Source organism: Gimesia chilikensis (assembly GCF_008329715.1).
Lineage (GTDB): Bacteria > Planctomycetota > Planctomycetia > Planctomycetales > Planctomycetaceae > Gimesia > Gimesia chilikensis.
Genome location: NZ_VTSR01000011.1, coordinates 119,823 through 133,886 on the forward strand (window position 1 = coordinate 119,823; position 14,064 = coordinate 133,886).

10 protein-coding genes are annotated in these 14,064 nt (G+C 53.3%); 7 read left to right on the forward strand and 3 right to left on the reverse strand.

What is annotated here, in order from left to right; genetic code table 11:
* The first annotated feature begins 72 nt into the window (after positions 1-72).
* The 3 genes from FYZ48_RS16100 to FYZ48_RS16110 all read left to right on the forward strand — a co-directional run bounded on the left by FYZ48_RS16100 (position 73) and on the right by FYZ48_RS16110 (position 3,688).
* On the forward strand, positions 73-1,197 hold the full coding sequence (locus tag FYZ48_RS16100; RefSeq protein ID WP_149342129.1) for a hypothetical protein: 1,125 nt from the start codon (positions 73-75) through the stop codon (positions 1,195-1,197).
* 119 nt (positions 1,198-1,316) lie between these two features.
* Entirely contained in the window at positions 1,317-2,603 is a 1,287-nt protein-coding gene (locus FYZ48_RS16105; protein WP_187782056.1) for a Gfo/Idh/MocA family protein, read from the forward strand.
* Between the two features lie 44 nt (positions 2,604-2,647).
* Positions 2,648-3,688, forward strand: coding sequence for a Gfo/Idh/MocA family protein (locus FYZ48_RS16110; RefSeq protein ID WP_149342133.1), 1,041 nt, complete (start codon positions 2,648-2,650; stop codon positions 3,686-3,688).
* An 18-nt stretch (positions 3,689-3,706) separates the two neighbouring features.
* Here the strand turns inward: FYZ48_RS16110 and FYZ48_RS16115 are convergent, their stop codons facing one another.
* The 3 genes from FYZ48_RS16115 to FYZ48_RS16125 all read right to left on the reverse strand — a co-directional run bounded on the left by FYZ48_RS16115 (position 3,707) and on the right by FYZ48_RS16125 (position 7,135).
* On the reverse strand, positions 3,707-5,167 hold the full coding sequence (locus tag FYZ48_RS16115) for a sulfatase (RefSeq protein WP_149342135.1): 1,461 nt from the start codon (positions 5,165-5,167) through the stop codon (positions 3,707-3,709).
* Between the two features lie 113 nt (positions 5,168-5,280).
* Positions 5,281-6,585: a hypothetical protein gene (locus tag FYZ48_RS16120; RefSeq protein ID WP_149342138.1), complete on the reverse strand. Its 1,305-nt coding sequence runs from the start codon at positions 6,583-6,585 to the stop codon at positions 5,281-5,283.
* Positions 6,572-7,135: a sigma-70 family RNA polymerase sigma factor gene (locus FYZ48_RS16125; protein ID WP_145041456.1), complete on the reverse strand. Its 564-nt coding sequence runs from the start codon at positions 7,133-7,135 to the stop codon at positions 6,572-6,574. The genes FYZ48_RS16120 and FYZ48_RS16125 overlap by 14 nt, the downstream gene beginning before the upstream one ends.
* A gap of 619 nt (positions 7,136-7,754) precedes the next feature.
* On the opposite strand from FYZ48_RS16125, the gene FYZ48_RS16130 reads away from it, so the two are divergent.
* The 4 genes from FYZ48_RS16130 (at position 7,755) to FYZ48_RS16145 (ending at position 13,949) form a co-directional block, all read left to right on the forward strand.
* Positions 7,755-9,167 (forward strand): DUF1501 domain-containing protein, encoded by a 1,413-nt coding sequence (locus tag FYZ48_RS16130; RefSeq protein ID WP_149342140.1) that lies wholly within the window; start codon positions 7,755-7,757, stop codon positions 9,165-9,167.
* A 143-nt stretch (positions 9,168-9,310) separates the two neighbouring features.
* Positions 9,311-10,039 (forward strand): 3-keto-disaccharide hydrolase, encoded by a 729-nt coding sequence (locus tag FYZ48_RS16135; RefSeq protein WP_242022686.1) that lies wholly within the window; start codon positions 9,311-9,313, stop codon positions 10,037-10,039.
* Positions 10,040-10,329: 290 nt separating this feature from the next.
* Positions 10,330-12,615 carry a DUF1592 domain-containing protein gene (locus FYZ48_RS16140; protein WP_242022687.1) on the forward strand — a complete coding sequence of 762 codons (2,286 nt, stop codon included), beginning with the start codon at positions 10,330-10,332 and terminating at the stop codon, positions 12,613-12,615.
* Between the two features lie 14 nt (positions 12,616-12,629).
* Complete coding sequence (locus FYZ48_RS16145) at positions 12,630-13,949, forward strand: DUF1552 domain-containing protein (RefSeq protein ID WP_145041460.1); 1,320 nt, start codon at positions 12,630-12,632, stop codon at positions 13,947-13,949.
* Positions 13,950-14,064 lie beyond the last annotated feature (115 nt).

Genomic DNA, 14,064 nt, shown 5'->3' on the forward strand with positions numbered 1-14,064 from the left:
AGCTGATATAGTTCATTATTCGCAGCCGGTGAGGGAACTGTTCACAGTACTCCCCGGCAGATCGGAAATCCCATGATGATGATCGTGTATGTGGCGTTGGGGGTTGTGTTAGGGTTTGTGCTGCTGATCCTGCTGGTCTGGTTCTGGCTGAAATGGAAATTTCGCAGTTTCGCTGCCCGATTTGCGGAAGAATTCGCGAGTGCGATGGCTCAAATGGGCGGCATGGCACCGCCGTTACGGATTGATCTGGAACCTCTGCAGGAGGCAGACTGGTCTGACAGCGACAAGGCAGATTTGATTTCCGAGACGCTGGCAGAGTTGGGTTATGAACCGGATGGGCTGTTTGAAGCGTATGCCCCCTTGCAGATTGAGATCCAGGGTTTCAGAAACAGTCAGTCTTCTTCGCTTGCGGCATTATATGAAATCAAACAGATGGATCGCCTTTGTCTGGACTTGGTTGCCGATTTATCCGACGGCACTCACATCACGGTCTCGAATGCTGAGGATAAAGGTCTGGATCACCCCCAGTTTTCAAGGCTGATTCGTCTGGATCATCTGGACCTCTCAGAACCAGATCAGGTCCGGGAGATGCATGCGCGTCTCTTAGAAGAGTTGCAGGGAGAGACGACTGTCGATCTGACGGGCCAGAAATTCGAAGATAATTTTGAATCCTTCTGGGCCAGGGAAATGGACTGGCGAATGGAACGGGGAGGCGTGACCACCGAGGAAGTCATTCGCATCTCTGCCAGGAACGGTGAACCTGAACCGAGCGAAGAAGAGATTGAACTGGCCAAACGCCCCTGGAAGCAGCAGATTGACAATTTCATTACCGACCAGATTCGGAAAGACTATCTCAACAACACGAACATGTCGGGCAAGGAGTGGGAAGAGACTCTTGATCGACTGGTGATTGTCCATGAACATTCAGAAGCGTCTCACCTGATCGATACACTCACAGACACCATCTGCTATGAAAGTGATCTGGATGATGAAGATGACGACGATGAAGAGGACCCGTATCTCAAAGCGGAACAGGAATTGAATCAAATCTTTCGGTCTGAAGCATGCGTGATGAACGCCTTCCACCGGGCCCTGGATTTGTTACCCCCCGATCGAAAATACACACTGCAGACTACAACCGAGTCTCCCTGGAAAAGCGAGATTTATCTCTCCCCGAAATACTACGATGAGTATTAACACCAGACAGCCCCTTTTACATCAACCCCGCTTGATACATCATTCTCCTGCGTGGTAGGATGAAGACCTGCGATTTGCGTCCGTACTCGAAATCAACACCCCGTCTGAGGAGATTCGTTATGACTCACGTCAATCGTCGCACATTTATGGGTGCATCCCTGGCTTCAATGAGCCTGGCCTCTCTGAGTCAGGCTGCGGTCTCCGCGAATGAAAAGGTGAATGTTGCCCTGGTGGGATGTGGCGGTCGCGGACGTGGGTTGGGAAGCTGGTTTGCGAAACTCCCCGAGAGCAATCTGGTCGCGGTCTGTGATCCCGATCAGAGTCGGAGCGGCCAGATGGCAGAGCAGGCTGAAAAAGCCGGCGCAAAGCGACCGCGTCAGGTGGAAGACTTTCGCAGCCTGCTGGACGGAGAGGAGATCGATGCCATCGTGATTGCCACTCCCGACCACTGGCACACTCCCGCGGCGATCATGGCCTGCCAGGCTGGCAAAGACGTGTATGTTGAAAAGCCTTGTTCGCACAACATTCACGAAGGTCGCCAACTGGTCAATGCCGCTCGTAAATATAAGCGTGTGGTGCAGCACGGAACGAATCTTCGGGCGACTCCCGTCTATCAGAAAGCCTGGAAGCAAATCCAGGACGGTGCCATTGGTAAGGTGATGATGGTCAAGGCGATTAACAATCAACGTCGGGCCCTATATCCGCCACGTCCCGATGAAGCGGTTCCTGAAGGTGTCAATTATGATTTGTGGCTGGGGCCGGCCCAGAAGCGGCCCTTCAATCGCAACTGTTTTCACACCTCATGGCACTGGAACTGGGATTTCGGCACAGGGGATATCGGTAATGACGGAGTGCATCAGATCGACATCGGTCGCTGGGCCTTGAATCTCAAGGCACCGAATGCGGTTTCCTGCAGTGGTGCAAAGCTGGGTTCCAAAGGAGATGCCCAGGAAACTCCCGACACTATGGTGGTTACCTGGGAGTACGACGATCTGCTCTACGTCTACGAGCAGCGCGACTTCACTCCCTACCGGATGCAGGCCCATCGCCATGATAACGACAACATTATCTACGGCGACAAAGGGTTCATGATGGTTGACCGTTCCGGGTATCGAATTTTCTACAAGCATGAACGCGGCCCGGCTTTCGAACAGAAATGGCAGGACACGGGAGCTCATTACCAGAACTTCCTCGACTGTGTTAAAAGCCGCAAGTCGCAGGAACTGTTGGCAGAGATTGAGGAAGGTCACTATTCAGCGATGCTCAGCCACCTGGGGAACATCGCGTACCGCACCGGACGCCGACTGGTCTTCGACCCAAAAACGGAAACCTTCCCGGAAGACAAAGACGCCAATCAGTATTTGACGAGAACTTATCGTGACGGCTACGAACTGCCGCAGGTATGATGCAGTAGAGATCACAGCAACGCACATCAGTAGAAAGCAGACACATGGCAGATAAAGCAACAGTCGCGCTCATCATCAGTGAGACGTCGCCTCACCTGGGCGCATATTTTCCAGCACTGGCTTCCTCAGAGGACATCAAGGAAATCGTCCTCTCCGACGAAGGCCACAAACACACGGCCCTGGCGAAAGAGAAGCTGGGAGACAAACTCACGCGTGTGTATGACAACCCCAGCCAGCTATTTGAAAAAGAGAAACCGGACATGGCGCTGGTCACCCTGGAAGCCATCAAGGCCCCTGCGGCGATCGACATGGCGCTGGAACATGGCTGCCACGTGTTCGCAGAAAAGCCGGCCTGCACGAGCATCGATCAGTTCGAAGCGCTGGTTCAGAAAGCGGACAGCAAGCATCTCAACCTGATGCTCGCGCTTGCGAATCGAAGTAATCCGGAAGTCAAAGCGGCCCGCCGCATGATTCGCAAAGGAGTGTTCGGCAAGATCTATGCGATTGAACTCAACTACATTGCCGACCAGACGCGACTCACGAGCAAAAGTTATCATCAAGGCTGGTTCGCCCAGAAAGATCGGGCTGGTGGGGGGCATCTGATCTGGCTGGGAATTCACTGGCTCGACCTGGGGATGTACCTGACCGACACCAGAATCAGTGCCGTGAACGGGTTTGTCACCAACATCGGAGGTCAGCCGATCGATGTCGAAGACTCGGTGGCGTTAAGCCTGAAGTTCCATAAAGGTTTTCTGGGCACGTTGTCGTCGGGCTATTACACGAATCGTGGGAAACAGTCGCTGATCAAGATCTGGGGTTCTAAGGGCTGGCTGGAAATGGATTATTCTACGGGCCGTTACCTGCAGTGGCATCTCAACTCGGACAAGCCGGGAACGATTCATAAATTTGAGGAATCGGTTCAGCCACGCGGTTACACACCGTTCGTGCATTCGGCGATCCGCTCTGTGCTCGACAAGGAACCGCCGCCACTCGATAGCCACGACAGTCTGCAGGTACTGAGAACGATATACGCAGCCTATCAGGCCTCTGCTTCAGGAGAGACGCATCAGATCCCCATCGAGTGAGGACGCTGTCCAGCCGGTTCAATCGTAGCTGTGCCCCAGATCATTCGTGCGGATTGCCTTGAGCTTCTCAGCCATCCGCTGTTTGAATTGGGCCACAACTTTTTCATAACCCGGTTTTTCGGCCAGGTTCGTGTACTGTTTGGGATCGTTTTCCATATCGAACAGTTCGATGCCTCCCGAAGCGTCTTCCCGGTATTGAATATAAGCCCAGCGATCATCGCGGAGCAGAAAGCCGCGATTGCCTTTATTGCGTGGATCAACACTGAAGGCAGCTTCGCGGACACTCAGTGTGGGGTCATCCAGAAGCGGAGCCAGATTTTTGCCCTGAATGCCTGCAGGTACCTGCAGGCCACATAAGCTGCTGATCGTAGGATAGAGGTCGAGCAGTTCGGCGAGTGAATTACAGACGGCGGGTGATTTACCGGGGACACTGATAATCAGCGGTACGGCAGCAGACTCCTCATGCAGGCTGACCTTCGCCCAGAAATCGTGTTCTCCCAGATGGTAACCGTGATCGCTGGTGAAGATCACAATGGTCCGGTCAGCAATCCCTGCCTGCTCCAGGGCATCGAGGACTTTCCCCACCTGACGATCCATGTACGCGACTGAGGCGAGGTAGCCGCCAACCGCCTTTTTCTGACGCCGGATATCCATCTGCATGCCTTTGCTGGTTTTATAATTGATCCCCAGCTTTGGAATGTCATCCCAGTCGCCGGGAACCTTCTCTGGCAGGACATGTTTGCTGTAAGGCTTATACGGCGGGAAGTAAGTCCGGGGCGCGACAAAGGGGACGTGTGGACGCACAAAGCCGATACCAAGGAAAAACGGTTCGTCTTTGTGCTGCTGAATCAGTTCGACAGCCTTGCGGGCGGTCTTTCCGTCGGAATGCACGAGGTCATCCCCGTCCGCTTCCACTACCACGAAAGTATTGCCTCCTACGGCTGGCTTTTTGCCGTCCGGATTATTCTCAAGTGTCTCTCCATCTCCGGGAGCAGCCCACTCGGGCCCCTGGCTGTTAAAACGTTCGGTCCAGGAAGCCGGATCGTCGGTGCCGTCGTTTCCCTTTTCAATGTCTCCGGGGACTCCCATGTGATAAATCTTGCTGACACGCGCGGAGTAGTAGCCGTTGTTCTTGAAGAGCTGTGCCCAGGTTGGTTTCTCGCCAATGTAGGACCGAGGACTGACATACCCGAAGGCTTTGGTCGCATGGGGATAATAGCCGGACATGAAGGACGCCCGCGAGGGGCCGCAGTAGGTTGCCTGACAGTACGCGTGGGTGAAGCGTGTTCCTTTGGCAGCGATGCGGTCGATGTTCGGTGTCTGGCAGACCTGATTCCCATAACAGGAGAGTGCCGTCGCAGTCAGGTCGTCGGAGATGATAAACAGCACATTCATCTTCTGCTCGGCTGCAGAAGCTGGAGAACTGTGTGCCAGCAGAAATAAAAGACAGAGCAGTTGTAACGTGCGGGGGAATTTCATCGATGGACACCCATGGCATGAGGACTAAGTTGCGCAGTCAATCTGAATGATTACAGATTTATTCTACGGTTCCCCGCAGGCAGTCACAACTCTGATCCGAGACACGACAGGACTTATTCGTTGTCGTCATGCTCACTGGCTGGAATCACATCGACAAAAGAAACGCCGACGCGGATCTCGTCGAAGTCCGTCGAATAGCGACTGACGATCTTGACCCGTTCGATGCGGAGATCGGGGGCCATCAGCCGTAGATCGACTTCGTCCAGTTCAGGAATCTTATTGAGCACGGGGTTCAACCACAGGTCAACCTCTTCCGCGCCGGGACGAAACAGAATTCGACCCACAATCAGAACAGCCTGTCCCGAAAGTACTTCACTGGAAGCGGTATTGATTTCGGTGCCATTGACCTGTCCGGCGGCAGCCCAGTTACCACGAATGGCAGAGGACAGCTTTCCGATCCGCAGGCTCGACTCTTCGTTACCCAGGTCGATGTAGGCATAACGTCCGTCGCCTTCATTATCGTACGACTGGGCCATGAAACTGAACCAGAGGATTTCACCATCTGCGCCAAAGCCTTTGTCATCAGAGAGTGCATGCGGCACCTGCTGCAGATCGATGTGTCGCACCGAGACGGACTGCGAAACCTGGCCGGTCCGATACTGCCCCCCTTTAGTGAGCAGCATATTCCCGTACTGGTCAGAAAAACCGAGGGTGCCGAACAGTCGCATGTCGTTCCTGCCCAGGTTTTTCTTTTTCGTATCGTGTACGATCGAAGCATAAACGGGACCTTCATCGATCCAGGGCCCTGCCCAACCGACACCACCATTGAGCCCGTCAACGCCTTCGGCCTCTTTGTCCAACAGTTCTTTTTTCGAATAATCGAAGCCTTCGTAGAGGAAAGGCTGCGCCGCCACCCGCGCCATCAGGAAGGTCTTCTTCATGTAATCGGAATCGAAATTGATGGGCTGCTCGAAGGCCTTCTCTTCGTCGTAAGGGATCTGGAAGTCCTTGATGAACAGCACAGCCAGATTGAACGTCGACACGAGTCCAATCCCAATCAGCAGAAACCAGCGCCAGGTCAGCAGCGGATGCCGCCGAGGTTTCAGGGGGGCGGTCTTCGTTTGCGGCTGAGGTTCGGGCTTGATTTCAATTTCCGACTCAGATGGCAGGATCAGCGGTTCCTGCTTACGAGATTCCAGTTCCCGTGCCTGTCGTTCGCCGATGGCTCGTGTCTGGAAACGCTGACGCAGATAGGAGTGCAGAAACACGCGGCGGAAGGCCTGATCAGCATTTTCACTGTCGGTCTTGATCCACTGCTCGAGCTTGTGAGCTTCTTCTTCAGAAAGCTCTTCTCCATCCAGATAGGCGTCGATATTTTCGAGCGCCGTACTCTGTTTGTATTCGCTAAGATCCGACATTCGCTTCACCGGCCGCCCGCTTTTGAACACATTCCATTAACGTCGTACGAATGCGGGAAAGAGTCACACGCACGGAACCGGTTGAGGTGCCCAGTTCTCCGGCAATCTGTTTCGGTTTTAAATCTTCGGCATACCGCAGGCCCAGCAGTCGCCGCGAACGTTCTGTCAGCTGATCCAGGCAGTACTCCAACAGATCCCGTTCTTCGGTCATCAGCTGTTGTACCCGGGAACAGGCGTCTGCCAGTGCGTCCATTGCTTCCCCCATGAACAGCACCCGGTCTTTACGCTTGCCGCGATAGAAGTCGGCAATTTTTATTTTGGCAATCCACAAAGCCCAGGGAAGAAAGGGCCGCGTGTTATCATACTCGTCGTAACGAATTGCTATTTCTGCTGCGACTTCCTGCAGCAGATCTTCTGCATCACTAAACTGGGGAGTCGATGCTACAACGAAAGCCATCAGAGAAGGTTGAACTTTAACCCAGTTTCGAGCCAGCTCAGCACGGCTTCGCGCAGTTTCAGTTTGGAGTGAGGTCGTTTGTGTCGCATCCATCGTGCAAGTGCGTCTTTTCTTTCTGCAGTAAGTTTTCTTATCTTAAGAATCCAGAATTCCATCGTGGAAAACTGTAAGATCTTCTTGCTGGAAATGTTATCGAGTAATTCATCAACGGCAATATTTTATATTGTAGAGAAATCTATTAAGAATTGATGAAGATCAGAAACAAGTTTGGTTCATTACTATAAAAAGTTTTGTTTCTAACGAATTTGATTATTTTTGAAATTCGTTGTTAACGTTTTGCCCCTTTCTGCGATATACAATAAAGGGCAGATTCCCTTCAGTTTTTAAAACCACATTGCACAGGACATCCAGTGACGGATAATTGTCGCTGGCCTGATTGGACACGTGGTTTGACGCAGAGTGAAGCCTGCTTTGATGCGCATCAAGCGCCGCCTGATTTCGCTCAGGTGTATTTCAGCTCGCCCGAATCCCACATTCGGAGATTTCTCCAACTTTCTCTAATTGTTGGAATGTTCTCCCGTTTGAGAATCCTGCTTGAGTCCTTCCCACCTTATCTGGTATAAACATACTTTGATTTGTACCAGGCGCGTCATGAACCACAGGGAAGCGATTTCGCGTCGATGAATGACCTCTCGAGGGAAAAGGGATATTCATGCTGAAATTTCTGAGCGCACAGAGTCAGCAACATTCACAGACTACACGCCGCGATTTTCTGAAACTCGGCACACTCGGTCTGACAGGACTGACACTCTCAGACTTACTGCGACTGGAAGCACAGGCGGGGATTCAGCACTCTCGCAAAGCGATCATCAATGTGCATCTGGACGGCGGTCCTCCGCACATGGATACCATCGATCTGAAACCTGAAGCCCCCGTTGAAATCCGAGGCGAATTTCAGCCAATCTCTACCAGCGTGCCGGGGATTCAGCTCTCTGAACTGCTACCCCGGATGGCAGCTCAGGCGGATCAGTTTGCGTTCGTGCGTTCTCTGGTCGGTTCAGCCGGGGCACACGATGCCTTCCAATGCCAGTCCGGATTCCGCAAAAAAGACATGCAGTCCGTCGGCGGACGTCCCGCGCTGGGATCTGTCGTCTCAAACCTCAAAGGTTCCCCCCGCGACCGAGCACCACTGTTCGTCGATCTCATGCAGGGACGCGGCCAGGTAAGAAACAGCGCACGCCCCGGATTCCTCGGCCCCTCGTATCAGCCTTTTCGTCCCGATATCTCAGACCTGTTCGAACGACAGTTGGAAAAAGGGATGCAGAACGAGCTCAAACGGCTGGGTGAAGAGCATCAGGTCAGTCTCAAACTTAATCCCAGTCTCTCGCTGGAGCGTCTGGAAAACCGGACAACGTTGCTCTCCGAACTGGATACCATCCGTCGCAAAGTGGATGCGAGTGGAATGATGGACGCCATGGATCGTTTTTCACAACAGGCCGTCAGTATTCTGACTTCGGGACGACTGGCGGATGCGCTGGACCTGGAACAGGAAGACCCGGCCATTTTGGAAAAGTACAGTCTGGGTGCGTCAGCCAGGAATCAAAAGTTTTATACCAGTGAGGGTCCGGGTGCGACACGCAAATTTCTACTCGCCCGGCGGATGATTGAAGCCGGCGTCCGATGCGTGAGCATCTCGATCAGTGATTTCGACACACATTCCAGTAATTTCTCCCGCATGCGTCAGCTACTCCCAATCGTCGACCATGGCCTCGCCACCCTGGTATCAGACCTGATAGAAAGAGGCATGCTGGACGATGTCACGATTATTGCCTGGGGTGAGTTTGGTCGAACACCGCGGATCAACTCCAAAAACGGTGGCCGCGATCACTGGCCGCGCGTCGGGCCGGCAATTCTCGCCGGGGGTGGCATGCGTACCGGCCAGGTCATTGGCGCAACCGATCGCACTGCCAGCGCTGTCACAGATCGTCCAGTGTCTTACAAGGACATCTTCAACACGCTGTATCACAACCTGGGCATCGATCCCCACGCCATCACGATTAACGATCCGCATGGGCGCCCTCAATACCTGCTCGACGAGGGTGAGCGTCTTTCCGAACTGGCGTGAGGTTCGTAAGATGACTCAGACAGTTGCCGCGGACGCAATCTGCTTGTATCGCGATTCGGCGACCGGTATGATCAAATCTGAAATGTGCCCTCGACTCACATACGCCTACCTGAAATCAGCGGTTCCCCACAGGAGACCTCATCATGCAGAAACAACGTGCTACCCTCTTTGGATCAATCCTGGCTTTGTGCTTACTGACCAACGTGATTCAGGCAGCAGACCTGCCTCAATATAAGCCGCTGTTCAACGGAAAAGATCTGACAGGCTGGGTGAATGTGAATACTGACAAAGATACCTGGTATGTCAAAGACGGCATGCTCGTCTGCACGGGACATCCCATTGGCGTGATGCGAACCGATAAACAGTACGAGAATTTTCTCCTGCATATCGAATGGCGACACATGGAAGCCGGCGGCAATTCGGGGGTCTTCGCCTGGAGTGAAGGGACTGTTCCCGAAGGTCGACGCCTGCCCAAAGGGATGGAAATCCAGATGCTCGAACTCGACTGGGTCAATCAACACAAAATGAAAGACGGCACCCTGCCCCCCATCGCCTACGTACACGGCGAACTGTTCGGCGCCAATGGTCTGATCACCACTCCCGACAATCCCCGAGGGAACCGTAGCAAGTCAATTGAAAACCGCTGCAAAGGCAAAGGGCAATGGAATGTGTACGACGTGGTCTGCGTGGACGGAACCGTCAAGCTGTCTGTAAACGGCAAATTCGTGAACGGCGTTCGCAACGCCTCGATCAAAAAAGGCTACCTCTGCCTGGAATCCGAGGGAGCCGAAATCCAGTTTCGCAACATTCAGATCATGGAACTTCCGCCCGGAGTCACCACCAAAGCACAGACGGCTCCAGTCCTGAAATGAACATCTGCTTTGAATGAGTTTCTATAGGATACGATCAGACTGACCACGGGAGACAGCCAGAACGTCTCTCGTGGCGATTTCAGCGGGAAAACAGACCTCTTCCTTAACTAACCTCAGTAATTCAAACGGTTTGGAGCAATTCCCAATCCTTGACGAATGCCTGGGGAGCGAATATAATAAGGATAAGGTAATCCACTAACCGATGATGTAGGTTACCGGTACGTGTTTTCGCCACCTTTGAAAATGCGAACTCCCTCCTGCTTTTCCTGCCTTAATATGTGATGCCTGGTATGACGATCATCCCTCAATACCGACGCTTTTCCGTATCCGCAATCACGTTGCTGATCTGTGGTATGCTCTTGAGTTCTGCTGATGCCGCCGACAAGAAAACGGTGACCGGCGCGCAGATTTATCAAAAGTTGTGCATCGAATGCCATGCAAAGAATGGCCAAGGTGTCACGGAAAAAGCCAATCCGTTTCAGGGGCAAAAGAGTCTGGCTGAACTGACCATGCTCATTGAAGAGACCATGCCGGAAGAAGATCCCGAGCTCTGTGAGGGTGAAGATGCGAAGCAGGTCGCTCAATATGTGTTTGACCGCTTCTTTTCCCCGGATGAGCAGGACCAGAGCCAGGCCTCCCGGATTCAGCTCTCGCACATGACGGTCCGCCAGTACCTCTATACCACTGCCGACCTGATGTCGCATTTCCTCGGAAATGCGCGTGTCACTAATAAAGAGAACGGTCTGCGGGCCGAGTATTTTTCTACCCGGAATTTCAAAGGGGACAAACGGGTTGAAAAACGCATCGATCCCGTTGTCAGTTTCCAGTTTGGAGACAAAGCCCCCCACGAGAAAATCAAGAACGCCGAAGAGTTCTCCATGAAATGGGAGGGTTCGGTCTACGTGGAAGAGACCGGCGACTACGAATTCATCATCAAAACCGAGAACGGGGCACGGCTCTGGGTCAATGAGCAGGAACCAATCATTGATGAATGGGTCAGCTCTCAGGGACGGGCCAAGGAACATAAAGCGACGATCCGCCTGCTGGGTGGCCGCCCCTATACGCTCCGCCTGCACGTCTTCAAGTACAAAGATAAGTCTTCTTCCATCAGCCTGGAGTGGAAACCACCACACAAGGCCCAGGAAGTGATTCCGCAGAGGCACCTTGTCCCGCAACAGGTACCGGGAACCTTCATTGTTTCGACTGAGTTCCCACCAGATGACAGTGTCTCCGGGTACGAACGCGGGGTAGCGGTTTCCAAGTCCTGGGATGACGCAACGACGTCTGCGGCTCTCGAAATCATGACGGGAGTGATCAAGCACCTGGATCGTCTGGCCGGAACCAAACCCGAGGCCAAAGACCGCCGGGATAAAGTCCAGAAATTCTGTCATCGCTTTGCCGAACTGGCGTTTCGCCGGCCTCTGACAGCAGAACAGAAAACGTTTTTCGTAGATCAGCACTTTCAGCCTGAGCTGAAAACAGAACTGGCTGCCAAGCGATCCGTCCTGTTGATTCTGAAGTCCCCCCGCTTCCTGTATACCGACCGTGAATTCGCTAAGCCCGACGATTTCACAATCGCATCCCGTCTCTCGTACGGTTTGTGGGATTCAATGCCGGATCGCCAACTGTACGATGCCGCTAAAGCGGGACGCCTCAACAAGCCGGAACAGATCGCCCAGCAGGCCGAACGCATGCTGAATGATCCCCGGGCCCAGGCCAAACTGCGATACTTTTTCCACCACTGGTTACAGCTGGATGAAAAAGAAGAGCTGGCGAAAGACAAAGCCCTGTTCCCCGAATTCGACGATCACGTGGTCGCCGACCTGCGGACTTCGCTGGATATGTTCATCGACGATGTCGTCTGGAATGGATCGTCCGACTATCGTCAGTTGCTGCTGGCCGATTACGTTTACATGAATTCGCGACTGGCCAAAGTGTACCAGGTTGAGATGCCGGAAGGAGAATCGTTCCAGAAGGTTGCTCTCGATAAAGACAAACGGGCCGGCGTCCTGACGCACCCGTACCTGATGGCGAACTTCGCTTATCACAACTTGAGCTCACCGATACACCGTGGCGTATTCGTCACACGTCGTCTGCTGGGGCGTTCCCTGAAGCCGCCACCACAGGCAACAGAATTCAAAGACGGCGATTTTCATGCGGGAATGACGACCCGCGAAAAGGTCGCCCAGATCACGAAACCGTCCGCCTGTATGTCGTGCCATAGCATCATTAACCCGCTCGGATTCAGTCTGGAGCACTTTGATGCCATTGGTCGATACAGAAAACAGGAAGTCAAAAAAGACATTAACGCCTCTGCAGAGCTGGTTTCAATCACAGGTGATACCGTCAAGTTTAATGGTGCCCGCGATCTGGCAGAGTATATCTCGCAGGATCAGAACGCCCATGCCGCCTTTGTAGACCAGCTGTTCCATCAGGCCGTCAAACAGCCGATTAATGCCTATGGCGAAAAAATCCGTGACGATTTGACCAGCCGATTCGAAAAATCCGGATATAATATTCAACAACTGCTCGTAGAAATCATGAAGGTTGCTGCCCTGCACCAGCCTCAATCCTGAGAAAGAGCCTACTAATGAAATATCAATCCCGCCGCCAGTTCCTCAAAAAACTCGGACTCTCCTCTGCAGTCCTGCCGCTGGTTTCGCATCTACCCAGCCTCGGTTTTGCCGCCGATGCCGGCATTCGCAAAAAGCGTATGATCGTGATGTTCAGCCCCAATGGTATCGTGCCCAAAACTTACTGGCCCGATGAGACCGGCGATAAGTTCGAGCTCAAGGAAATCATGCAGCCCCTGAAGAAATACCAGGACCAGATGCTGGTGATTAAAGGGGTCGCAGACCGCGTCCGGGGAGACGGCGACAGCCACATGCGTGGCATGAGCTGTCTGTTGACCGGAATCGAATTGCTCCCCGGTAACATCCAGGGGGGATCGCACACTCCAGCCGGCTGGGCCAGCGGACTGTCGATCGACCAGGAACTCAAACGGTTCCTGCAGAGCAATAAAGAGACCCGCACCCGTTTCGGTTCGCTGGAATTTGGCGTGAACGTACCACATCGTGCCGACCCCTGGACCCGTATGGTTTATGCAGGTCCCAACAAACCGGTCGCGCCGATTGACGATCCCTACCTGATGTTCGAAAAGATCTACGGTCAGATGAAAGATCGTAAGAGCCTGGCCAGCATTCTAGACGACGTCCGCGAAGACCTGAAGAAAGTTCGTTCGCAACTGAGCAGCTCCGACAAGCAGTTGCTCGAAGAGCACGAAAGCTACGTCCGCCAGATGGAACAGGAACTCAAAGCCAGCGCAGAACAGAAACTGGCTGTCAAAGTTCCGGTTCAGGAAGTGGGTATCAAGAACGATAACGACCACATGCCGGTCACCAGTAAAATGCAGATCGACCTGATGGTCAACAGTCTGGCCAACGATATGGCACGCGTAGCTACGCTGCAGTATACGAATTCAGTCGGTCAGGCACGGATGAAGTGGCTGGGGATCGACGATGGTCACCACTCACTGTCCCATAAACCGGACAGCGACGAAGATTCACAGGAAAAGCTGACGAAGATCAACAAATGGTTCTGTGAACAGCTCGCTTACCTGGTTGAGAAACTCGACTCGACTCCCGAGCCGAACGGCGAAGGAACCCTGCTCGACAACACCACGGTCGTCTGGACCAACGAACTGGGTAAAGGGAACTCCCATACGTTGAATGATGTGCCGCTGGTGCTCGTCGGTAAGGGACTCGATTTCAAAATGGGACGTTCGCTGCAGTTCAAGAACATTCCCCATAACCGTCTGCTGATGTCGCTGGCCCACGGCATGGGACATCATATCGAGACCTTCGGTAAACCCGACTTCTGCGGCGACGGCATCATTTCTGAACTGACCTGATCTCGTCCGCAGAGCGATAATCAACGAACTCGAGTGAGCACCAGTCTCCCCAGGCTGGTGCTCACTTTTTTTAATCAGTCTCTTTACAACCTGTTGGAAATCGGCCCCGGTACTT